This is a genomic window from Ligilactobacillus cholophilus, assembly GCF_030389495.1.
GTDB lineage: Bacteria > Bacillota > Bacilli > Lactobacillales > Lactobacillaceae > Ligilactobacillus > Ligilactobacillus cholophilus.
The window spans coordinates 935,809-961,079 of the sequence record NZ_CP127832.1 but is presented as its reverse complement, the minus strand read 5'-3'; the positions used below and the strand labels follow the sequence as shown (position 1 = coordinate 961,079).

Annotated in this window: 23 protein-coding genes; all 23 read left to right on the top strand. The window is 26.8% G+C overall.

Going from position 1 to position 25,271, the window contains the following annotated elements; all coding sequences use genetic code 11:
* Window positions 1–320 precede the first annotated feature (320 nt).
* The 23 genes from QPK35_RS05050 (at window position 321) to QPK35_RS04940 (ending at window position 25,145) form a co-directional block, all read left to right on the top strand.
* Complete coding sequence (locus tag QPK35_RS05050; RefSeq protein ID WP_290032906.1) at window positions 321–950, top strand: SAP domain-containing protein; 630 nt, start codon at window positions 321–323, stop codon at window positions 948–950.
* A complete protein-coding gene (locus QPK35_RS05045; protein WP_290032905.1) occupies window positions 947–1,927 on the top strand; it encodes a conjugal transfer protein in 981 nt (326 codons plus the stop codon). Before QPK35_RS05050 ends, QPK35_RS05045 begins: the two co-directional genes overlap by 4 nt.
* A complete protein-coding gene (locus QPK35_RS05040) occupies window positions 1,920–2,171 on the top strand; it encodes a TcpD family membrane protein (protein ID WP_290032904.1) in 252 nt (83 codons plus the stop codon). Before QPK35_RS05045 ends, QPK35_RS05040 begins: the two co-directional genes overlap by 8 nt.
* A 14-nt stretch (window positions 2,172–2,185) precedes the next feature.
* Window positions 2,186–2,611 (top strand): TcpE family conjugal transfer membrane protein, encoded by a 426-nt coding sequence (locus tag QPK35_RS05035; protein WP_290032903.1) that lies wholly within the window; start codon window positions 2,186–2,188, stop codon window positions 2,609–2,611.
* Window positions 2,604–3,086 (top strand): antirestriction protein ArdA, encoded by a 483-nt coding sequence (locus QPK35_RS05030; RefSeq protein ID WP_290032902.1) that lies wholly within the window; start codon window positions 2,604–2,606, stop codon window positions 3,084–3,086. Before QPK35_RS05035 ends, QPK35_RS05030 begins: the two co-directional genes overlap by 8 nt.
* Window positions 3,076–3,384 (top strand): hypothetical protein, encoded by a 309-nt coding sequence (locus QPK35_RS05025; RefSeq protein ID WP_290032901.1) that lies wholly within the window; start codon window positions 3,076–3,078, stop codon window positions 3,382–3,384. The genes QPK35_RS05030 and QPK35_RS05025 overlap by 11 nt, the downstream gene beginning before the upstream one ends.
* Before the next feature lie 23 nt (window positions 3,385–3,407).
* Window positions 3,408–5,903: an ATP-binding protein gene (locus QPK35_RS05020; protein WP_290032900.1), complete on the top strand. Its 2,496-nt coding sequence runs from the start codon at window positions 3,408–3,410 to the stop codon at window positions 5,901–5,903.
* A 72-nt stretch (window positions 5,904–5,975) separates the two neighbouring features.
* Window positions 5,976–7,895 carry a CD3337/EF1877 family mobilome membrane protein gene (locus QPK35_RS05015; RefSeq protein WP_290032899.1) on the top strand — a complete coding sequence of 640 codons (1,920 nt, stop codon included), beginning with the start codon at window positions 5,976–5,978 and terminating at the stop codon, window positions 7,893–7,895.
* An 83-nt stretch (window positions 7,896–7,978) separates the two neighbouring features.
* Window positions 7,979–9,037 carry a phage tail tip lysozyme gene (locus tag QPK35_RS05010; RefSeq protein WP_290032898.1) on the top strand — a complete coding sequence of 353 codons (1,059 nt, stop codon included), beginning with the start codon at window positions 7,979–7,981 and terminating at the stop codon, window positions 9,035–9,037.
* Between the two features lie 23 nt (window positions 9,038–9,060).
* Window positions 9,061–9,630, top strand: a complete 570-nt coding sequence (locus tag QPK35_RS05005) for a hypothetical protein (protein WP_290032897.1) — start codon at window positions 9,061–9,063, stop codon at window positions 9,628–9,630.
* A 245-nt stretch (window positions 9,631–9,875) separates the two neighbouring features.
* The gene (locus QPK35_RS05000) at window positions 9,876–10,058 is read left to right on the top strand and encodes a gallidermin/nisin family lantibiotic (protein WP_290032896.1); all 183 of its coding nucleotides are present in this window, start codon (window positions 9,876–9,878) and stop codon (window positions 10,056–10,058) included.
* 64 nt (window positions 10,059–10,122) lie between these two features.
* Window positions 10,123–13,080 (top strand): lantibiotic dehydratase, encoded by a 2,958-nt coding sequence (locus QPK35_RS04995; RefSeq protein ID WP_290032895.1) that lies wholly within the window; start codon window positions 10,123–10,125, stop codon window positions 13,078–13,080.
* Window positions 13,073–14,335, top strand: coding sequence for a lanthionine synthetase C family protein (locus QPK35_RS04990; RefSeq protein ID WP_290032894.1), 1,263 nt, complete (start codon window positions 13,073–13,075; stop codon window positions 14,333–14,335). Before QPK35_RS04995 ends, QPK35_RS04990 begins: the two co-directional genes overlap by 8 nt.
* Before the next feature lie 18 nt (window positions 14,336–14,353).
* Window positions 14,354–14,905, top strand: coding sequence for a flavoprotein (locus QPK35_RS04985; protein WP_290032893.1), 552 nt, complete (start codon window positions 14,354–14,356; stop codon window positions 14,903–14,905).
* Window positions 14,906–16,255 carry a S8 family peptidase gene (locus QPK35_RS04980; RefSeq protein ID WP_290032892.1) on the top strand — a complete coding sequence of 450 codons (1,350 nt, stop codon included), beginning with the start codon at window positions 14,906–14,908 and terminating at the stop codon, window positions 16,253–16,255. It abuts the gene before it with no gap.
* Window positions 16,255–17,901, top strand: a complete 1,647-nt coding sequence (locus QPK35_RS04975; RefSeq protein WP_290032891.1) for an ABC transporter transmembrane domain-containing protein — start codon at window positions 16,255–16,257, stop codon at window positions 17,899–17,901. Before QPK35_RS04980 ends, QPK35_RS04975 begins: the two co-directional genes overlap by 1 nt.
* Entirely contained in the window at window positions 17,873–18,562 is a 690-nt protein-coding gene (locus tag QPK35_RS04970; RefSeq protein WP_290032890.1) for a response regulator transcription factor, read from the top strand. The genes QPK35_RS04975 and QPK35_RS04970 overlap by 29 nt, the downstream gene beginning before the upstream one ends.
* Entirely contained in the window at window positions 18,543–19,529 is a 987-nt protein-coding gene (locus tag QPK35_RS04965; protein ID WP_290032889.1) for a sensor histidine kinase, read from the top strand. The genes QPK35_RS04970 and QPK35_RS04965 overlap by 20 nt, the downstream gene beginning before the upstream one ends.
* 100 nt (window positions 19,530–19,629) lie before the next feature.
* Complete coding sequence (locus tag QPK35_RS04960; RefSeq protein ID WP_290032888.1) at window positions 19,630–20,370, top strand: ABC transporter ATP-binding protein; 741 nt, start codon at window positions 19,630–19,632, stop codon at window positions 20,368–20,370.
* Between the two features lie 16 nt (window positions 20,371–20,386).
* A complete protein-coding gene (locus QPK35_RS04955) occupies window positions 20,387–22,315 on the top strand; it encodes an FtsX-like permease family protein (protein ID WP_290032887.1) in 1,929 nt (642 codons plus the stop codon).
* Between the two features lie 21 nt (window positions 22,316–22,336).
* Window positions 22,337–22,660, top strand: a complete 324-nt coding sequence (locus QPK35_RS04950) for a hypothetical protein (RefSeq protein WP_290032886.1) — start codon at window positions 22,337–22,339, stop codon at window positions 22,658–22,660.
* A gap of 129 nt (window positions 22,661–22,789) precedes the next feature.
* Window positions 22,790–24,895, top strand: coding sequence for a hypothetical protein (locus QPK35_RS04945; RefSeq protein ID WP_290032885.1), 2,106 nt, complete (start codon window positions 22,790–22,792; stop codon window positions 24,893–24,895).
* Window positions 24,873–25,145, top strand: a complete 273-nt coding sequence (locus tag QPK35_RS04940) for a hypothetical protein (protein ID WP_290032884.1) — start codon at window positions 24,873–24,875, stop codon at window positions 25,143–25,145. The genes QPK35_RS04945 and QPK35_RS04940 overlap by 23 nt, the downstream gene beginning before the upstream one ends.
* The last annotated feature ends 126 nt before the right edge of the window (window positions 25,146–25,271 follow it).

Genomic DNA, 25,271 nt, shown 5'->3' with positions numbered 1-25,271 from the left:
TTGGTCTATCTCCTCCTAAAGAAAGGAGGAGAAGGTAGTGTCTGTCTACCAGACACTTTGCTTAATGATTGCGGTCTTCACCGCAACCATTGTCTTAGTGCAACTGATCATTGAGTTGATCAAGCACTTTAAATAAGCAAAGAAAAAACCGCCACTCAACTTTAACTGAGTAACGGTTTTAAAAGATAGTTATTTGGTTACCGCTTTAAACGGATCTCATAGGAAGATGTATGCCAGTACATCTTCCTTTTTTATTATAACTACATTATTACATTTTATTTTTTTAGTTGCAAGAAAAATTTTTTCTTTGGAGGATAATTATGAAAATGTTTGACAAAAATATGACAGTTGATAAGTTTAGAACACAATATTGGTATAAAACAGAATTACAAGAGATTTGTCGAAAGTATAATTTATCAACTTATGGAACTAAAGCAGAGTTACAAGAATATATTGAACGCTTTTTAAATGGAGAGCAAGATATTAAACCAAAGCGAATTTTAAAAAGAAAAAATGATTTAAGTTTATCTGAAATTACTTTAGATACTAAAATTTTAGAATCAGGTTTCTCATTAAATAATGTTGCACGTGAATGGTTTCGTAATTATTATAACGTAAGTAAATTTTCTTTTAACAAACCAATGGCAATTAAAATGCGTGAAATAGAACAAAATCATGATATGAATGCTACGGTTGCAGATCTTATAGAAGCGCATGATTCTAATAATAAAATTGTCAATAAAGAAGAAAAAACTTATCAATGGAATCAATTTGTTAAAGATTTTAATTCTGATCCTCAAACTAAAAAATTTAAAAACAAAAGATTGAAGATTGCTTCTTTATTATGGAAACAAGTTAAAAAATCTGAAAAAGTTGATAAGGTTTATCATCATTCATTATTAGAAAAGTATCAATCAGAAATCAATGTGTTAATTAAAAGAAAGGAATGATAGTTATTAAACTCGGTAAATTTGAATTTAAGAAAAAAACAAAACGTGAACCAAATAAAATCCCCGTTCATCGTAAAAAAGTGAAAATGAAGTCGGCAAGAATCATTGTGTTAATCGCAATGATTTTTATTTTTTCTTCGGGAATTTTAGCGTGGATTAAATCCTGTGTTGTCCAACAACAAAATGAAAGACTCCAAAAACAAGTTAATACTTATCAAAAAAAGTTAGATAATGCTTCCACGGGAATGAGTGCTTATAGTCCATTGTTAGATCATTATATGCAGGACTTTTTAGGCGTTTATATGAATATTCCGAATAACGATGACGAGATGAAAAAACGAAATAAGGAATTAAAACAGTATTTGGCAACTAATTTGAATGGAACGATTAAGGCTTCTGATGATAGTCAAACACTAGAAAATGCCACACTTTACAGCGTGTTTACTAAAAATGGCGTTAAAATTGCGCAATATCAAGTTGATTATACACAACATACTAAAGATAAAAAAGACTATCAACACTCGGATTATTTAAATATTCCGTTTAAAGAAAAGGATCATCAATTTACGGTAGTTAGTTATCCTTATTTTACTAAACCAGTTGATCCAGTCGGACATGTTGGGCATTTAAAGACTAATTATAGTAGTCAACAAAATAACCATACTAAAACAGTAAGTGCGGTGAGTGATTTTACCAAATCATTTTTAGATAAATACGCGAGTTCTTCACCTAAAGAAATGAGTTTTTTAATGGCTAAACCGGAAGGTTTAAATGGTCAATTTAAAGTTGTTAAAGTGGAGAATATAACGGTTTATGGTTCAAAAGAAAATCCAGTTGTCCAATGTTTAATTACTTTACAAAATAGTAACACTGATATTCAACAATTAGAAAATGTAACTTTAAAACTTCATCAACAAAGTCGCACATATTTTGTTGATGAATTTATTCATGATCAAGGAGGAAATACAGATGAATAATTTAATGTTTGTTTTAGGCGCAACTTTACCAAGTTTAGATAACGTAACTAGTTGGTGGGTAACTCAAGGAAAAGATATTTTATTTATGATTGTGGTGTTTGTTTTATTGAAATATGTCTTTAAACAACAAATTGGTAAAGCCGTTGGCTTAGCGGTCTTTGCTGGGTTAGTTTGGTTTGTAATTACTGATCCGCAAACGATTTTTACGGCAATTGCCAATTTATTTAAGATGTTATTTGGATAAAGAGATGATTGTAAATGAAGAAAGATCCTATTTACAATTATCGTAACGTTTTTAATGAACCGATTAAGATTAAACAGTTAACGAATAACGTATCATTACCATATTTTATTAAATTAAGAGATATTGGGATTTATGTGTTGACGTTATTATTACTGTTTTTATTTTTACATCAATTTGTCAGTTTTATTGACCATTATATTTCAATATTTGGCATTGTTTTTTATCTAGGTGTTCCTTATTTAGTAGTTAGAATCATTGAACACTTACAACCAGATGGTAAAAACATTATGTGGTTTCTATTAGATTATATTAGGTATCTTTTTAACTATAAGTTAAAACATAAGAAGATTTGCCACGATGTAGCAACTAATTATATTGATCAAAAATATGTGTTTGAATCATTTAATTACAAGATAAAGGAGGAAAAAAATCATGGATAAAACTATTAGCGTTTATGTTGAAAATATTCATAATCATCTTGGGGAGTGGTTTGATCTACCAACTAATTTAAGTAAAGTTCATGAAAAGTTAAAACTTGATGATGGGGAAGTTGCCATCACTGATTATGAAGCGCCGTTTACAATTAATGAATATGATAATTTGCAACATTTAAATGAGACAGCTCAACTTATGGATACAGCCCCAGATTATATTGTTGAGAATGCACAAGCATTAATTAATCAAGGGTGGTTTAAAGATATGTACGATTTGATTACAAGTTACCAAGATAAATTAATTTATTTTCCTAATATTCATGATGATGATGAATTGGGAATGTATTTAATTGAACATGAAGAATACGGTGAAGTTCCAGATAAATTATCATATTACATTGATTATGAAAAATTAGGACAAGATTATCGCATTAATTCTGGTGGGATTTATCTTAAAGGGGGCTTTGTGATTGAACAATAAACAAGAATTACTTGATGAAAAACATGCCGAAGCTGAATACATGTTATGGGTTGAGAAGACTTTAGACTTAGATAAACGTTTTAAAAAACTAGAACCTAAATATATAGGAAAATTCTTTATGAATGAACGTTTTCGTTTTTCAAATGCTTTTCATATTAAAGTCAGTATGTATAAAGGAACTCCTCGTTATCGGGGAATTGAAGATGGTTATTTATTTGAAGATGATGTCAGGGATATTGTTGAAAAGTTACAATCTTCATTTTTAGAAAGAGTGTTAAAAGAGCTTTTACTTTTTTAAGAGTTGTGAAAAGAGGTTAATTTATGGAGTTAGAAATTCCATTTAAGTTATTTAAAGACAATTTATTACTTACAAAAACGGGTGATGTGTGGGCATATTATAAAATTAAGCCTGAAAGCATTGCGATTAATGATTTAGAACATAAAGAACAAAATAAAAAGACGATGGCGTTTGTATATGGGACATTATCCAAATATCAAGAATTACATTTAATGATGTTGCCTAAAGATATGAATTTAGCCGATCGGTTTAATCATTTAGCGAAGGATTTTTCACCAAGCGCTGATGATGTTGCACATTATTATGCAAATGAAACGGTGAAACAATTAGAATATGAGTTAGGCACAATTACTGATGAAGAATTTTTAGTTGGCGTTAAACTTAAGACGTTTCAAACTTCTGATAATATGAAAGGTGTGGTTAAAGATTCTTATGATTATTTAGTGAGAAAACTCTTAACTGCCGTTGGTTATGATATGGAAGTTGATGCTAGTTATTTTAAGCAATTTAGTGAAGATTTAAATGAGTTAGATTCAGTTATGCGAACCATTAACGGCTCGCCAGTCAGTGAGAATGAATTAGCGTACCTGTTGCATTACAACTTTTTAAGAGAATTACCACATAACGTTTTAGCAACAGGTAAAGAACATGATTTGTATAAAATTACGGATACAATTTTAGATCCAACTGAAAAAGGCTATCTCAAGTTAGAAAATGAAAATGGTAGTAGTTATGTTGCTTTTATTCCAGTTGGTGCTTTACCTGATAATATTAGTTTTACACATTTATATGAAGTGGCACAAAGTTTAAAGTTTCCCGTAGAATTACAAATTAAAGCACAATATGAAGAAGTTGAAGGGCTAAATGGGCTAAATTCGCAACTTTCACGTTTGAGAAGAAGATTTAAAAGTAGTAGTCAAGAAGCCTATCAAACCGGAGAACGTGATAGTCAACGCAACGTAACTAATCAATTATTGGTTGATGAACTTCAAAATGATATTGAAGATGGCAAAGCGATTTTAAGATGGTTAGCATGTTTTGTGATTACTGGTCATGATAAAGATGAGATTAAAGAACGAAGTGATCGTTTAATTAACCGCTTAGGTTTAAGAGAAATTGATGCTTACCGTCCTAATGCTGATCAATTATCACTTTTTTATCAGCTACTCCAAGGTCAATCAATTCAAGGAGCGAAAAACTGGATTCAAGTTACAAATAATGAAGGTTTTGCGGAAAATTTATTTGCGGTAAGTAATCGCTTAGGTAATAATGTTGGTTGGTATATTGGCAGAGTTGATGATATGGCAGAAAGTCAATCGTTGGAACAATCAATTTACTCTAGCCGTAAAATTGTACTTTTTAATCCGACAATTGCCAATAAAGGAATTAAAGGTGCTAAAACAGATAGTCCACATATTGCGGTTACCGGTGAAACTGGTAAAGGAAAATCTTTCTTAGTAAAATTACTCTTTATTTATATGTCATTTATGAAAACACGTCTTTTATACATTGACCCGAAAAAAGAAATTCGCCATTGGTTTAATCAAGTTATTGAGAATCAAGAAATGCAGGAAAAGTACCCGCTATTTGTTAATCATCTAAAATCTTTTCATTATGTAACTTTAGATGCCACCGATAAGAAAAACTGGGGTGTCTTAGATCCGATTGTTTTTCTTAAAGGTTCGGACGCAAAGGACACAGCAGAAGCGATGATCGAACAAATTTATTCAACCAAAGATAAAGATACTGCTAAGACGGCAATTCTAAAAGCAATTAAAACTGTAATTAATCAACGTGAACTAGGTGAGAAAGTTGGTATGTTAAATGTAATTGAGATTCTACAAAAGAGTGATGATCCTGAAATTCGTGGTGCAGGCAATTTGTTGTATGAAATGGTTACGGATTCAGTTTTACAATTAGGCTTTTCTGACGGAACTAATGATGCCGTTTCTTTACAAGAACGGATTAATATTTTGGAAGTTTCAGGATTGGAATTGCCAAAAGAAGGCGATAATCCCGATAATTATTCTGATTTAGAAAAGAAATCAGTGGCGTTAATGATTCCATTAGGTAAGTTTTGTGAAAAATTTGGTTCTGATGATACTAATACTTATACAGCAGAAGTTTTTGACGAAGCATGGATTTTTAATGTAGCTAAAGACGGTAAGAAAATTCTTAAGTCGATGAAACGGGTCGGTCGTTCGCAAAATAACATGTTATTGTATGCGACCCAGTCGGTCGCTGATATTACTGATCAAGAAGATCATGGACAATTTGGGGTATTATTTGCATTTGATGAACCTTCTGAACGAGAACAAATTTTACAACATGTGCAGTTACCAGTAAATGAACAAAATTTAAACTGGTTAGCCAACATGATTAAAGGACAATGTTTATTTAGAGATATATACGGACGTGTGGGTAAAATTGCCGTACATTCTTTATTTGATGAAATGACGAGTTCCTTTAAAACGATTAATAAATCAGCTTCTTCGGCAAGTGAAGAATTATACGATTAATGAAGTAGAGTTAATTTTATTTGATATTAATTAAGTAAGTGGTGGGTGGGTTGGATTAAGTAGGTGAGAAAAGTGGATAAAAAGAATATAAAAGATAAATATTTAAAATTTGGACTGATAGTTTTAACTATTAGTCTTTTTTTATTAGCAAGTGTAATCAATGTGCATGCGGAAAGCGTTAAAGATATTCTTCAAAGTTATAACATGAATGACATCTCTAAAACGTTAGATTCATTTAATCCTTATATGGAAAAAGCTGGTTTAACGGAAATTATTTTTAAAGCAATGACAGGATTAGCTGGCTTTTTCTGGGAGATTAATCGGTTTGTTTATCAAATTTTTGATTATGCTTTGAAATTAATGTTTGGGGCTTCAACAGTTAATGATGCGATTAATGACTTAATAGATCATGTAACAGATTTGACCGGTAACCTATGGGATTCAATTTTTGGTAAATTTGGAATTATCTTATTTGTATTAGCAGTAATTGCGGGATTTTATCATTTTGCCTTTAAAAATGAAAAAGACGGAATTAAACGGGTGTTATTATCTTTGATTATTGTTGGCTTTTCGATGGTATGGTTTAAAAATTCAAGTTTTGTGTTAAAAACGTTTAATTCAATTTCAACAACCGCTCAAAGCCAATTAATGACATTAGATGATTCTGAAAAAGTTAAAAATGCCAGTGCAACGGACGTTGTCCGTAAAACCTATTTTGAAGAAGCAATCGAGCGACCATATTATTTAATGAATTATGGTGAAACCAGTGCGGAAGCTGTTGAAAAAGATAAAAAAGATCCTTATGAATTTTTAAGTGCAAATTATGATAAAGATTCAGATAAAATCCAAAATAAAGTAAAAAAAGATGGTACTAAATATACGAAAAAAAGCTATATGTACTATAAAGTGTTAATTACTTTATTTTCACCATTAGTCTCATTGGCATATGGAATTCCATTATTTATGGTTGGTTTTATTAACTTAGCAGTTCAGATTTTTGCGCTTTTATTAGATTTACTATTACCAGTAATGGCATTATTGAGTTTAATTCCGAAATACTCAGATAGCTTTTTTAAGGGTTTAATGGACGTTTTTATGTTATTTATTTCTAAAGCTATTTTAGTCTTAGCAATTTTAGGGATTAATCTTTGTCAAAGCGTGATTGATATTATCATTCCACCAAATTCATTATCCGGATATTTTCTCAATGCGTTTATTTTTTACTTGATTTTAATTTTTGCATGGAAGAACCGGAATAAGATTATTCAAAAATTAACGGGTGGACGTTTAAATCAAGTAACTTCAAAGCAAGTGATTACAACGATTCAAAATCAAAAAGAACAAGCCGTAGAGAAATTTCATACATGGAATAATCGAATTGAGCGTGGCAAAGACAGATTAAATAAAGTTAAAGAACGAATTTTAGTTTTTAAAAATGGCGTAAAGCCAAATGAAACCACTAATGACGTTGCTGAAGCACAAGAAAAAATGAAGCAAGTTCAACGAACACCACAAAATGGAACTGTAAATCCAAATAAACAAGATAACAAGTCAGCTAATGAAAATGGATCAGATATTCAAAATCAGCAAAAAACAAGTAAACCACGTGAAGAACAGAATAATATTAATCAAAAGCAAGAGAAAACTATTCATATAACGGATACACAACAGCCACAAAAGCAGGAACGTAGTCAACAAAAACAACCCCAAATTCATCAAGAAAAACATTTTCATAATGATATTAAACAATCAAATATTAATCACAAACAACAAAATATTTATGATAATCAGCAACACAATTTAAATCAGCATAATGAAAGTCATCATCAACAAATCAATACTAATGAACAAAGATTGCAAATGTCTGATATTAATAATCATAACAAGCAACAACTTAGAAAAGCAGAAAAGGACTTAAATGATGTTACTAAACGGCAAAAACAAGAAAATTATCAGCAACGTTTAGAAGATTTACGAGAAGGGCGTGATTAATATGAAACACTGGAAAAAATGGTTAATCATTATCCTTTTGCCTTTTTTTTTTAATCATTATGTTAATTGTAATGATGATTTCAATGTTTGGTTCAATTAATAATAAATCTGAAACCATGGATTTAGATTGTGCAAATAATTTGAATTTACAAGGTAATAATATTTCTAAAGATCAAGAGAAAAATGCAAAACAATTATGGGGTTTTCTAATTAGTAAAGGCTGGACGCCAGCTTCCGTGGCGGGAATTTTAGGGAATTTACAACAAGAATCACAAATTAATCCGACTTCAACCAATCCAACATCAGGGGCACATGGAATTTGTCAGTGGTTAGGTGATCGGTTAACAAATGAACAAAATTTTGCCAAACAACATGGCAAGGATCCTGACAGTATTCAAGCACAAATCATGTTTTTATATGAGGAAGCCAATGGTGCAGAAAAAGCTAATTTAGGAGATTATGCTAAATCACAAACTGATCCCGCAACCGCAGCGGTTCAATGGGAGTTAAGATTTGAACGGGCTGGAAGTGCAGAGGCAAGAAATGATTTAAGAACACAAAATGCAGTTAATTGGTATAACAAACTCAAAGATAGTAAAACGACAGTTACAAATGATAATTCAACGGAAATTACTGATACAAACGCAACTTGTAATGCCGAAGCAGGTAAGGCATTAGCTGTGAAAGGTCCCACAGATCCTTGGTGGAACGACTTATCAAAGTGGGCACATAAATGGGTCGATCAAGTGCCACAAAATTATAGTTATGGTGGTAATCCAGGTTCTTTAGATAATACCGCGACCGCCAAAGCGGTACATGGGGCGACGGACTGTTCTGGATTTACTTTATGGGCATTTGGCAAGATTGGAGTAACATTACCACGCACGGCAGAACAACAGTTTCATCAAGCCTGTGATGAAGTGAATGAAAAAGATGCGAAAGCGGGAGATTTAGTCTTTTTTGATAGCGCTGATGAAGGTGAGTTATGTCATGTAGGTATTTACATTGGCAATGGAGAAATGATTGATGAACAATTAAGTGGGATTATTCAAGAGAAAGTCTGGCCAAAGAATAATCCAGATTATAGTAATATCACTAAAATTAGATATGGCAGAATTAAAGAAAATCTCTATCATCATTAAAGTAAAAGAAAGGAATAACTAAAATGAAAAAGAAAAATTTTGTATGGATATTATCTTGTAGCATGTTAGTTATATTCTGTTTGGTTTTGTGGCACAGTAACCAAGATCTTAAGCAAGATAACCAGACACAAAGTACACAAATTGAAAAATTACAAAAGCAGAATACAAAGTTAAAACGTAAAAGTGAAGTGATTGACCAAAAAAATAATCAAAATGAATTTAAACAAACTTATGAAACAGTCCAACATTTATTTAATCATTTAGAAAATTGGGACGCAAATAATTGGTTAACTAATCAACAAACCGCTGAAGAATATGCAACTAAAGGCGTGATTCAGTATTTTGGTGGTGGTAATGGGACGCAAAAGAATAATCAAGCTCAAAAGCAGTTACAAAATTTAAACGCTTCATCAACTTTAGTTGAATCAAATATTTATTTTTCACCAGAAAAAGTTGATGGTGATGATATCAATGGTGTGTTTATTGGAACAGTGCAAACGAATAGTAATGAATCTGATAGTAAACAGACGATTCATTATCAATTTACGTATAACAAACAACAAGATAAAGTAATGGTATTAAAAGCATTTTAAGAGAGAATATTTTATGAATCTTACATTTATGAAAGAGAATAAGACTTTAAATTTCAAGATATTTAACTTAAGTAAAAGATAAATAATCATAAAACAGTATTAATTTTGATTTTAAATGCAATTTAGATTACAAAAATGTAATAACTTTCATTGATGAATCTGTTGATAATAACAGATGTATAAAGTACTATATGCGTGTGGAGAGCTCATCCATAAAATATTAATATATTTGGGAGGAAAATAAAATGTCAACAGAACAATTATTAGAAGTAATGGAAAATGAGCAAACAACATCTGATTTATTGGATTTAAATGAATCAGAAACAATTGTAATGAGTAATGATGATCCTGATACACGGCTTACAAGTTACTCCTTATGTACTCCAGGATGTGCACATACTGGAAGCTTTAACAGTTATTGTTGCTAGTTTATAAAGATAGGGGAGAGAATTAATTCTCTCCCTATCTTTATATTGGAAAGGAGTTTTTATTATGAACAATTATGATTTAAGCAATTACTTTATGTATAGAGAACCTTTGGGTAATCTTAATAATTTTTTGAAAATTAAAAACTTTAATGATTTACTATTTGCATATAAAAATGATGCTATTTTTAAAGAAGGAACTTTATTAGCTAGCCCATCACTTGTATCATCTATAAAAAAATTAGATCAAGACTTTATAAATAAAAAGAAAATAAGAAAGATTCGCAGATCATTATTTCAATATTATTCCAGATATAATACTAGGACCACTCCTTTTGGAATTTTTTCTTGTGTGGGTATTGGTAATTTCATTGATAATATACGCGAAAATGATAAAAAAAATTACTATAAAAAGGTAAATGCAGACTCATTATGGATGTATAAGTTATATAACAAAATAAAAAATGATCCAGACGTGTATAAAAATATAAATTTAATTATTAATAATGCTTTGCAAAAAAATGATAATTATTGGTTTTTAGATACTAGAACTAATGGGGGATTAACTAAAGATAATAATTTTTCTAAAGATATTAAAATTCGTTCAAATAATTTAATAGATCGAATTATGTATCTTGCAAGAAAACCAATAAAAATTCAGAAACTTACAAAGATAATATCAAAGGAATTTAGTTTACCTGCTGAAAAAGTATTTAATTTTATAAAAAAATTAGAACGTAAAGAATTACTAATTTCAGAATTTAATTTTAGTTTAATTAGTACGGATCCGCTAGTACATTTAATTAACCTTTGTGAAAAGTATCATTTATCTAAAAGCTTCATTGATGAATTAGAAGATATAAAACAATTAATGAAGCAATATGAGAATTTAGAACTCGGTAATGGAGAAGAGCTCATCAAAGAATTAAAATATCGAATGGAAAATTTGGTTGAAAATAAAGAATATTTAAGAGTGGATCTATTTAATTCACAAAAAAAATATATTAATCTTGACTTAAAAAAATCTCTTGAGGAAGTAATAGCTATTTTAGATTCTATTTCATTTGATACAAATTCAAAAGAAGTGCTAAAACAATATCATGAGCAGTTTATTGGAACTTATGGATATGAGCAGTTAGTACCAATTCAACAGTTATTAAATTCTTCTTCAGGAATAGGATTTCCTAGTAATTATGAAGATAAAAATGAAAAATTATTGTCTAATCAAAGAAATAATAAAATAAAAAATTTTTTCTTAAGAGAAATAGCAGATGCTTTGAATAAAAATAAAAGTATTAAACTAACAAAGAATAAAGTAAAAGAATTTGGATTAGATGAAAACTTTAGACCAGGACAACTTTCGGGCGACCTCTATACATTATACGATAAAAGTACCGGAAGATTTGAACTAAGTGGTGCAAATATTTCACCTAATGTAGGTGCATCTTTTGGACGTTTTTATAATGGATTGGGTAATGATATTATGCAAAAAAATTCTGATTTATTAAATAAGACAATCCATAAAACTTTTGCTGATACTATTATTGCACAAATAGATGAGATTCCATATTATGGGAGATCAGCAAATGTGCAAATGTGCAATGATTTAGATGATATGAAGTTAGAATTAAGAAATTACTCAGATAATAGCAAAAAATCTATTTTATTATCTGATATCTATGTTGGTGCTACAAGTGAAGAACTATATTTTTATTCAAAAAAATATAAGAAAAAAATTATTTTTGTAATGAATAATATGTTTAATTATCAAAAGGGATCTAAACTATTACGCTTTTTAATTGAAGTTTCAAATTTCAAATTTTCAGGAGTAACGCCTATTATTTCTGATATATTTGATGAATTTAAACATACACCTGCTGTTATGTATAAAAATATAGTTTTAAGACCAGAAACATGGAATATAAAAGAAGAAGAGATATCTTCTGTTGATGATTTAAAAAAATGGATCTGTAAAAATAATGTTCCTAATCTTGTAAAACTAAAATATTTTGACCATACTATTTATTTGAATTTGCATAGGCAAATCGATTTAAAAATTCTTTATGAGAATATTAAAAAATATAGTTTAGTAGAATTACTTAAAGCAACAAATAAGAATAGAAATATTGAATTAGTCATTCCATTTATAAATAAAAATGTAAAGTCTAATATGGTTAATTATGTTCCAGAAAATATTTATTCAGTCAACAATGTGGATCGTAATTATTTTTATGTAAAATTGATAATAAATAAAGATAATCAAAATGCTTTTATTAAAAACGAATTATTTAAATTGTTAAATTATTTAGGTGTAAAAGGTCAAGATAAATGGTTTTTTATTCGATATAAGGAGGAAGGCAAAGATAGTATTCGGTTACGCATTAAATGTGACGAAACTCAAAAGGGTGATTTATATTTAAAATTTACAAAGTATATGCCTTTATTATATAAAACATTTACGATATCTGATTTTCAAGTGACTCAGTATATTCCAGAAATATATAGATATGGTGGAGAAAAATATCTTTGCGTAATTCATGATTTCTTTTATTTTGATAGCATTTTAGCTATTTTAATTATTAAACAAAATAAACATACTAAAATCTTTACTGCGTTAAGTATATTATATTTTTTGAAAAATATTGGTTTAACTATAAATGAACAACGTTTTCTTATATCAAATCTTTATAATCCCACAGAATCAAATAGAGAATATGAGAAGAAATATCATGAATCAATAAATAAAATTGTAAACCATTTATATAATCATGATGATAAAACAAATGTTGAAAGTTTTTGTGATAAAAATATGAAAGATATAACTTTAAAATTAAAAGTTATGTTAAAAAATAGTGATTTAACAACCAGTAAATGGCGAATTATTGGAAGTTTAATACATATGAGATGTAACAGAGTATTTGGAATAAATTCAAAAGTAGAAAAAGAAATAATGTTCATTGTAAATAAAATTTTAGCGTCCAAGAGGTATGAATTGTTTTTAAATGAGGTTAAAGATAATGAATAATTTAAATAAAATAAAAAATATAATCGATGAACAAAGATATTTTTTAAATATTGAATCATTGATTAAAAAAACAAAGAATTTAAAAAGAACAGATTGCCAAAATATATTTTCACTTTCATCCGGATTACCTGCAATATTAATTTATTATCAAGAATTAGAAAACTTATTTCCAACTATTGATTTATCTAAAGAAAAAGTACAACTTGTAAGCTTAATTTTAAAAAATTTAAAATATGTTCATAGTATATCATTATTTGAGGGCTTATCAGGGATCGGATATGCAATAAATTATATTAATATACATGGAGAATATGATAAATATCTTGATTTAATTGATAATAAGATTCATGAATTATTATATAAAAGGTTAAAAAAAATAGAGTATAAAAATGCTGTTAATCCATTAGAGTATGATACTGTTTTAGGAAATGCAGGAATTGCTAGATATTTATTATCTAGGCCAAGTGATTTTAATATTGCCTTGGTAAAAAAAATTTTAAAAAAATATTATTTTGCTTCTGAGCAAGGTTGGATAATTCCTAGAAAATATCAATTTCTAAATGATGAAAAGAATTATTTTATTAAGGGCAATGTTAATTTTGGCTTGGCACATGGATTTATTGGACCAACGGTCATTATGGCATTATACCAACGTTTAAAATTATCTGACTATGAAAATAAATACTATTTAATGAAAAATATAGAAATTATACAAAAATATTCAAAAAAAGATCAATTCGGATATTTTTGGCCTATACGGTGGGATTGTTATAGAGAAGAAGGTGATTTTAATTCTCGAAATGGTTGGTGTTATGGTGATTTGGGTATTTATAATACACTCTACATTGTTAGGAAAGTAATTAATGATAATAAAGATATTAATCAAATGTATGATACTAATAACTCTATATTAAACCGCAAATATGTCCAGATAGTATCTCCAACTTTTTGTCATGGATTATCAGGACAATTAGCTTATTTACTTTTACAGTATAAAAGAACATCGAATTCCACGTATTTAAAATGTGCAAATAAATTGGTTGATAAAATTTTAAATACATATTCTAAACAATATGAATTTGGTTTTATAGATGTAGAAGATAGTATGAACATAAAGGAAAAGTACTATACTTATTGGGATAATTTTGGGTTGTTATCTGGTACATTAGGTGTTTTATTAGTATTATTAGAATATTTGTCAGTAGTACAAAATAATAATATTGCAAAATGGAATGAAATTTTTCTTTTAAATTAAAATAGTGGGGCGATTTTAATGGAAAAAAATATTGTTTTATGTATATGTGGTTCAGGAGCTACATTAGGAATTACTGAATATATTGCATTTTTAACTGCCAAATTTAAGCATGTTAGAATTATTTTAACTGAAAATGGGGAAAAAATATTACCAATATCATCAGCAAATATGATTTGTGAACATGTATATTCAGATAATGTTTCCTTTTCTGACAAAGAGAAAAATCATATTAATTTAGCAAGATGGGCAGACATAGTTATTGTTATCCCTGCCACTGCTAATATTATAGGAAAAATTTCAAATGGGATTGCAGATACGTTTATGACAACTTTCTTAATATCATTTAATGGCAATGTTTTAATTTATCCTTGTATGAATAACCTAATGTGGAAAAATATTATAGTTCAACGAAATATAAAGAAATTAGAAAACACTAACTATAAAATTATTGTGAGAGATAAGAAAGAATGCTTTGAAATTGCAAGCGGAAAAATGAAAAAAAATATTGTACTTCCATCTTTAGAAGAATTATTCAATGATATAAAAAATATTTTAGGAAGGATAAAATAGATGAAAAAAATTAAGTTAATTTTGCTAAGTTTATTTTGTACTTTTTTATTCTCAAATTATGAAGTTGATGCAAATCAATTTAACATTATCACAGATAATTATAATCAAACGCTTTCTTATTTACAATCGAACCATATGACAATTAAAACATCTATTCCAGAAATTGGATATATTGAAACAGATGGATCTCTTACTAAAGAACAAATTCGTTTAGAAGATAAAAACATAAAATGTATAGAAGATACAGTAAATCAAACAGACCCGGATTTATTTGGAGATTCTGTAGTAGCTCAACCAGAGCCTAATTATTTACCTAAACTATTTTCATATCAGTGGGGAATGAATAGAATAACAAACAGTGGGAAATCATATAGAATAAATCATAATAATCGAAAATTAATAAATGTGGCCATAATTGATTCCGGAATTGATACTTCTCATGAAGCGTTTAAAGGATCAATTGATTTTAAACATTCTGAAAATTTAGTTCCTGCTGGAGGATATGACAATACTGAACCTGAAGAAAAAGGAAATAAAGATAACTTACAAGATTTTAAAGGACATGGAACTGCAGTTGCGGGACAAGTCTCTGCTAATGGTCAAATATATGGAGTATCTCCGGGTGCAGAATTGCAAATTTATCGTGTTTTTGGTAAATCAAAGTCCAAAGAATCTTGGGTTTTAAGAGCCATAATTGATGCAGTAAATAATGGTGCAGATATAATAAATTTAAGTTTAGGACAATATGTTAAATTGCCACAAGGTAATTTCTTTAATTCTGCTGATGCTATTGGCTATAAGTTGGCATTAGATTATGCGGAAAGACACAATGTTATAGTAGTCTCCGCTGTTGGAAATGATGGTATAGGAGAAGATCCTACTTCATTAAAAAAATTATATGAAAAAGAAAATGGTACTGTTGGAAATTTAAATTATCAAGTAATTGATTTACCAGCTTGTTTAAATAATACGATTGCAGTTGGATCTTCAGATAATAATAACAGGATTTCATCATTTAGCAATCATTTCAATAAATATGATTCTCATTTTGTTTTGGCTCCTGGAGGTGGAACAGAATTATTAAATAAGTATGGAGAAAAGAAATGGTATGAAGACAAATTATTTATGCAAGAATCAATTTTATCTACAAGTAATGATGGAAATTATAACTATTTTAATGGAACATCTGTATCTACAGGAAAAGTATCAGGTGAATTGGCCGAAATAATGAGTACATTTGGACTTAAAGAAAGGCCTTGGGCAGCAAAATATATTTTGTTAAATAAAACAACAACTACAAATGATGGATATAAAGAGATAAATGTATATAGTGCATTAGGAGGAAACTGATGAAATGGCTTAATATCTTAAGTTTAAGTAAAAAAGACTATATTTTATATTTTTTAGGATGTGTAATAGAAATAGTAACCGGACTCCTTACAGTAAGACTGACATATATGATAAAAATACTAATTGATGTTTCTAATCCTATAAGATATACTATTCTTCTCTTAATAATTGGAATTAATATTTTTATATTAAGCATTATATCTCAATTTATGATCTCATATGTTGGAAATAATATAATTTTAAATACTCGAAATAGTATTTGGTCAAAGATTTTGGATTCATCTTCTATAAAAGATGATTCATCGGAAGTTGGAGGGCATATTGTTAATGATATTGAGCTAATTGAAAATTTTTTAACATCAACTTTTCCACAAACATTTAATTCTTTAATTATAGGCATATGTTCCATTATTATGATGTTTCGTATAAGTAATAAGATGTCTATTGAACTTTGTATAATATGTTTTTTAATAGTTATCATAATTATTCCCTTTTCTAGAAAATTGAATATTATTGGTGAGAAAATTCAGGAAAGAAAAGCCAAACTGATAAATATTACTTCTCAATTACGTGGAAATCTTAAAGATATTAAAAGTTTTAATGCTCAAGATTATGCTTATAACAAATTTTCACATATGAATCAAAGTCTTTATAAAGAAAGTATGAAGAGAATTAAAATATTTAGTTTATATTCACCTCTTATAAATATTATGATGTTATTTGTAACCATTATAGTAGTTTTATTATGTATTTTAGAAGTAAGAAATAAAACTATATCTATTGGATCGGCTACGATTTTCATTATTTATTTAAATCAAGTTGTAAATCCCATAATGCAAGTTATGCAATTTGTTGCACAATTCAAATTATTAAATGGAAGTATTGTTCATATTATAGGATATTGTAAGTTAAAGAATAAAATTAATTTTGGAAAAAATATTAATCATATAGACACGATTCAATTTAAAAATGTGAGTTTTTCATACGATGAATCAAATATTTTGGAAAAATTAAATTTGAGTTTAAAAAAAGGAGATTATATTTCTGTTATTGGTGAAAGTGGCGTTGGAAAATCTACATTATTAAATTTAATAATAGGTTTTATTTATCCAACAAAAGGAGATATTTTAATTAATAATGTACCACTTTCTGAATTTAAAATATTTCAATTAAGAAATAGAATTAATTATATTTCAGATGAAAAGGTCATTATACCTGGGACATTAAGGGAATTTTTAACGTTTAACTCTAAAAATTATTCTGAAAAAGATCTTTGGAACGTATTACATATTGTAAATATGGATCAAATAGTTAAAACATATAAAGAAGGCTTAGATTTAAGTATTGGTGAATTTGGTAATAATTTTTCATATGGTCAGATTCAGCGTTTTATTTTAGCAAGAGGTTTATTAAGGAAATGCGATGTACTATTACTTGATGAAGCATTTGCTAATATTGATGAAAAAAATAATAATATTATAAGAAAAAGAATGTATGAATATCTAAATTTAAATAATATTATTGTAATTGAAGTAATTCATAATATTAGTCAAATAAATAAAAAGAGTAGAGTACTAGAATTAAAAAATAAAAAACTTATTGAAAGGGGAAAAGTACATGAACAAAGTTTTTATAATAGAGGATGATAAAGAAATTGTATTTCAATTATCACATGCTTTAAAGAAAAGAGGTTTTCAAATAAGTTATCCTCAAGATTTTCATAATATTATGTTAAATGTTATGGAATTTAATCCTGACATTATATTGATGGATATTTATCTTCCTGAAAGTGATGGTTATTATTGGACAAATAAAATCAGAGATTTTTCTACTTGTCCAATAATTTTTATCTCATCCGCTGAGAAACGTATAAATGCCGTAGCATCATTAAGCGCTGGGGCTGATGATTATATTGAAAAACCTTTTGATATAGATATATTGATTGCAAAAATAAAAGCATTACTTCGTAGAACATATGAGTTTAGCAATAGTAATAATGAACTTAAATTCAAATCATATACTTTAAATTTAGTCACGTCTAAAGTAACATTAGGAAATAAGGATATTATTTTAACTACAAATGAATTTATTATTTTAAAAGTATTATTTGAAAATTTAAATAATATTGTTTCAAAAGAAAAAATAATGCATGTTCTTTGGAATAATGAAAATTTTATAGATAATAATGCATTACAAGTTTCAATTACAAGATTACGTAAAAAACTAAGGGGAATTAAATTAGATACATATATAAAAACATTTCGAGGAAAAGGATATGCATTATGTGATGAAAAGAAAGGTATTTAAAATTATATGTTGTGATATTTTTAAAACTATACTGTTTATTTCTATAATAATGTTATTTTGTTGTTTTGACTTCTATTTAAATAATATACCTATTAATATGATTTTTGATCTTATATTATTGGGTATTCCTATAATTTTATTTTATATTTTTTTAAAGTGTTATTTTGATATAAATAAATTTTTTAAATTGGAAAAGATAAAACACTATTCAAAAGACAAAAAACTACCATTCGCAACAAATTTTATTGAAAAAAAGTATCAAACAATTATAAAAATTAATTATAAAAAAAATAATGAAGATATCAGTGAATTAAAGTTAAAAGAAAAAAAATTACATGATCAATATATTACTTGGTTACATAATATAAAATTACCAATCACAGCCTTGCAATTGATTGTTTCGAATAGCGAGGATTTAAATAATGATGAATTTAATAAAATAAATGAGCAGTTGACGATCATTAAACAATATTTGAATGAAATGTTAAATTTAATTTCATTAAATAATGGCAATAATGATTTAAAAATTGAAAAAGTTGATACTAAAAAAATCATTAATGAAATTATAAAAAAATATTCCTGGTTAATGATTTCAAAAAGTCAGAGTATAAGCATTTCAAAAAAGCTTCCAAATTTTGTGTCAGATAAACGATGGCTCGAAATAATGTTAGAACAAATAATAATTAATGCTATGAAATATACTTCAAAAAATGGTAGAATATCAGTTTATTCTGAAAACAATATGTTAGTTATAAGTGATAATGGTATTGGAATTGATTTAAAAGATATGAGTAGAATTTTTGAGAATGGTTTTACAGGCCAAACAGGAAGAGATAAAATTGATGCAACAGGTTTGGGATTATACTTAGTGGGACAAATTGCAGATATGCTTTCTTTAAGAGTAAAAGTAAAATCTAAAAAATTCCAAGGAACGAAATTTTATATTTATTCAAAAGACCTCAAATGAGGTCTTTTTCTTACGTTTTTGTAATTTAATAGTATTAAATGAAAGAATATATAGATGAAAAATAGTTTAAAATATGAATGAACAGGAGGAATTAATAAAAATGGCATTTATTGAGATACAGCATTTACAAAAAACATATGAAACAGAAAATGGTTTAGAAAATCAAGCTCTTAAAGATATTAATTTTTTAGTTGAAAAAGGAGAATTTATTGCAATAATGGGAGAGTCAGGATCAGGTAAATCGACATTATTAAATATGATGTCTGGATTAGATGTTCCAACAAATGGTGAAATCATTATTAACGGAATTCATTTAGAAAATTTAGAAGAAGATGTGGCTACAAAGTTTAGAAGAGATCATATTGGATTTATTTTTCAAAACTTTAACTTATTAGACATATTTGATAGTAAAGATAATATTTTATTACCGGTAGTTATTTCGGGAAAAAATATTAAAAATTATGAAAATAAACTTCAAAGTTTAGCAAAAAAAGTTGGCATTAAAAAAAGCCTTAATAGGTTTCCCTATGAATTATCTGGAGGACAAATGCAAAGAGTAGCTATAGCACGTTCACTAATATTAAATCCTGATTTAATATTAGCCGATGAACCAACTGGTCAGTTGGATTCAAAAACTACAATTAAAATTATGCATCTTTTAGATGACATTCATTCGGAGAAAAAAACAATTTTAATGGTAACTCATAGTCCTAATACTGCAAGTTATGCAGATAAAGTTTTATTCATTAAGGATGGAATTATTTTTAATCAACTTTCAAAAGGAACCGACTCATCAGAGAATTTTATGAAAAAGATTATTTTATCTCAGTCAAATTTATAAAAGGAGATGAAGTTAATTGTTTAATTTAAAAATTGCATTTAACAATCTTTCAAAAAATAAAGCATTGGTAGTTCCATATGTGATCACAATGTCGATATTTGTTGGTTTTTTCTATAATTTACTTAATTTAGCGTTAGATAACCAAATTAAAAATTTATCAGGTAATAAGATAATTGATAATTTAATAATTTTAGGAATTACAGTTATTGGTTTAATAATGTTATTTTATGGAAAATACGCTAATAAATTTATTAGTGATAATCGAAACAGAAATATGGGAATTTTATTAATGCTTGGAATTTCTAAGAAAGAAATTTCACTTATTGTACTTTATGAAAAAATTATTCTCTTTTTATTTAATATTTTAGGAGGATTATTATTAGGAATTTCATATAATAAATTTGCATATCTTTTACTTGAAAAAATATGTGATTCAGTAAAAGCAAATGTAAATTATAATTATATGTCAGTAATATATACAGTAATAATGCTTTTGATAATATATTTAATTATTTATATTTCTGAATTTAACTTTATAAGAAATAGCTCAATTAATGCTATTTTTAATTCAAGTTCAAAAGGAGAACATAAAGTTAAATATCAAGCTTTAATTGCTGTACTTAGTCTTATTTGTTTAGTAGTAGGATACAGTATTGCCTTATATCCTCATAATTTAACTACAAGTTTTAGAAGTTTTATATTGGCAGTACTTTTTGTAATAATTGGAATATTTGGTATCTTTTTTTCAACATTAATTTATTTAATCTCATGTTTGAAACGCAATAAAAAATTTTATTACAATAATAAATTTTTTGTGATGACAGCTGAAATGATTCATAGATTAAAAGAAAATGCCTTTTCATTAGCGTCAATATGCATTTTAAGTACAATTACGTTAATTTCTATATCGGTTTTGGGGAGTCTTTATATTGAAAGAAATAGTATTGTATCGCAAATAAGTCCAAGAGATTTAACTATTCAATCAGTGACGAATGTTAACAAAGAACTGGATTCATTGTCAAAAAAAGCAAGTGTGACCTTATGTAAAAAGAAAGAACTTATTGTATCTCAATCTGTATATGCAAATATGAACAAAAACGATATTATAGTTGATAAAAATGGAGGAGTAACAAGTGATTATCAATTAACTTGTGTGTCACTTAATAGTTTTAATAAAAGTAATAACACACATTATGGATTAAAGAAAAATGAAGTATTAGTTTATTTTCAAAATAAAAGGAATGTTCCTGATGATATATATATAAATCACCAAAAATTAAAAGTAAAAAAACAAATTAAATCATTAAAATTTATGTTTTCGCCACAAAGAGCATTAATGCCAAATATTTTTGTTATTACAAATAATAAAAATATCGCCAAAAAAATTTTATTACAGAATCCACGTATGATTTATATGCAAGGATATACTGTAAATGGTAGCGAAACATGTAAAAATGAATTTTATAATTTAATAAATAATAATAGTAATAACTTTAAATATCAAGGAGCTAATGTTGTAACAAAAAAATTTAGTAAAGTATTAGTAAATTCCTTATTTGGAGGTCTTTTATTTATAGGGATAATATTTAGTATTATTTTTGCAATATTAACAATTATAACTATTTATTACAGACAATTATCAGAAGGAACTAAAGATCAAAAAGAGTATATAAAATTAAAAAAGTTAGGGATGTCAGAAGATTTAATAAAAAAATCTATTCATATTGAAATGTTTTGGATTTTTATGTTACCTTTGATGTTTTCTATATTGAATTTAATAGTTTCAAGTCCTATTTTATTGAAAAATATGCAAATTTTTGGGTTTAATAATAATTTAATTTTTATAAAAACAATTATTATTTCTATTGGAATCTATATAATATGTTATGTTCTTACATATTTCTTAACTTCAAGAATATATCAATATAAAATTACTAAAAATTAAAAAATTATGGAGGTTTAGAAAATGAGGAGAGTTTCAGTATTATTTTCAATTCTACTTTCGGTATTTTGTATATTTGCAATAGCATTTTATCCTATTAATGGAATGAATACCTTTGGAACAAAGGGAATGTGGATAATGGTAATAGCTGCTGTTATTCTTGGTATTTTATTTATGATTTTTGGTAGGTACTTTAATCAATTAATATTAATATATCAAGTATTAGTATTATTGTTATGCTTGCTATGTGGCGTTTTGGGATTATTAGTTGCATCAGGTTACTTAAAATTATTCACTATAGTTATTGCAGTTGCTTCAATTTTAAATTTTATATTTTATTTTTTCTAATTTAAATCAATTAAATATAAAGTAGACTTTTGATTTTCTAATAATTAAGTTACTTTTTATCTAGTTAAATATTTTAGAAATAATGCTAATTAATAATTTTAAGAAAAATAATTTAAGGAGAATACCAAATTGGAAAAAATAGATTTTCATATTCACACACAACCAGATATATTTAAAGATAATGAATTTAAATTTTCATTAGACTGGTTAGAAAGGTATGTTAAACAATCTCGTTTAGATGCTATCGCAGTAACTAATCATAATTTATTCGATATTGATCAATTTAATGAAATAGATAATAATTTAAATTGTAAAGTATTTCCAGGTATGGAATTAAGTTTAGAAAATTACCATGTTCAAGTAATTTATGATAATGATAAAATACATAAAAATGAGCTAATGCATGCTTCTCAAAGATTGCAGGATTTAAATTTAGGTGATAGAAGAGGGATTTCTATATCACAATTTAAAGAAATATTTGTGGATTGGAAGAATTCAATTTTAGTATTTGAATTTGGAAAAAGTAATAACATAAAAAATATTTCTACAGAATTATCGGATGCATTATGTTTAGTGGGTGTATCGAGTCCTCATAAATTTAATAAAGTTTATCTTCAAAAAGATATGCCAACTCCTGTTCTTTTTAGTGATGCTCATGCAACAAAGAACAATTCCGATGTTACTCGAAATAATATTAACAAATTAATGTTTAAACAAACTTTTGTTGAATGTGATGACTCCAGATATATGAGTATTTACAATGCTTTAAAAAATAAAAGTTGTGTAGGACTTACTTCAAATATGCTGAAAGATTCATTTAATATAAAAATAGATAATGGAAAGAATGTAAAAGTTTCTACTGGATTAAATTTAATTATCGGGAATCGAGGATCAGGAAAAACATATTTTTTAAAGAATATAAAAAAATTAGTTGATGAATCTGAATTATTTGAAATTGCACAATTTCAGTCTGCTGAAAAAGCCAATGATATATTAGATACTGAAAAAACTAAAGCGATAAATACTGAGTTTAAGCAATGGAAAAGTGACTATAAAGATCAATGGGATTTTATATATGATAATTTCATTAAAAATGATCAATTTTTAATGAAAGAAAGTTTTGTTGAAAAATTAGATAATTATTTAGATAATTTACGAAGTTATCATAAACGTAATAATAATAATTCTATTGCAAATAAGATTGTTTTGTTTAAAGAAACTAAGTTTGTACCAAATGATTTAATAAGCATATTAGATGATAAATTAAGACAAATTAATAATTTAACTAATTCACTTGAACTTTGGAATTATATGGAAATAAATACTAATAACAGCGTCTATAAACTAAAAGAGGATATTGTCCATTTTAAGTTACTTTTAGAAGAAAAATTAAAAAACGATAAACTTAAAGAAAAAATAAAAGAAAAAGTAAATAGCATTTTACAGTCTATTCAAAATGTAATCACTAGTCAAACGGGTGTTCCTTTAATTCCTAAAATTAATATACTTTCTTTATATAAGAGGTACTATTTTACAAAAAAAGTGAATATGTTTTTGAATAAAATCGTAAACAAAAAAACATTAGGAGTTAGTAATGTAGATATTTACAAGATTAAAGTAAATCTTCTTCCATATGAGAAAGTAACAGAATTTAAAAAGAGTTGTTCATTAAAAAATATTTCTTTTCAAGAGCCATTTAATAAATTTTATAAGAAAAAACAATATGTTCAATTCTTAAAAGAAATTAAAACAAGTATTGGTGATATTCCAAGAGATAGCTTAGAAAAAATTTTTATAAATATAAAAGCTGAATTGTTAACTTCAGATGATATACCTGTTTCAGGAGGAGAAAAAGTAGGATTCTCGCTGATGTTAGCATTGGAAGAAGCAAAAGATAAGCAATATGTTATAGTTGATGAACCTGAAGCATCATTAGATAATAAATTTATTAAAGAACGTTTGATATCCAAATTACAAGAAGTTTCAGAAAAGAGTACAGTTTTTGTTGTAACGCATAATTCAACCTTAGGGTCGTTACTGTGTCCTAATTATTTAATTGTTGCAAAGCGTGAGCATAATGACTACAGTTACTTATCAGGAGGATTCAAACAGAAGAAAATTAGTAATGGTAATTTAGAAATTCCAAGTGATAAAGATTTTATTAATGCTATGGAAGCAGGTTTTGATACATACCGTGAGAAAGGAAAAATATATGAAAATCTTAGAGATCATTAATGATAATGTTTATTTTAATATAAATGAAAGAGAAAGAAAAAGTATAGACAATTTGGATGGAGGGGATATATTTAATATATTAGAGAATATATCAAATAATAACGATTATTATGATCTTGACTATGATAAAAATAGCATAAAAAATGATGTATATAAATCTTTAGTAGAAGATTTAATAAAACAATTTACTGACTTTAAAGATAATGTTGACAATATGAAAAAATCTATAAATAGTACTTTTATAGATTAATAAAGAATATGTGCCTAAAATCTTGAACAAAATAAATTTAAGATTTTAGGTGCTTTTTATGCGCTTTTCGAGGCAAGATAAAATAATATGTATCGAATTTTTTGCAACTTGATATTTATTATGATC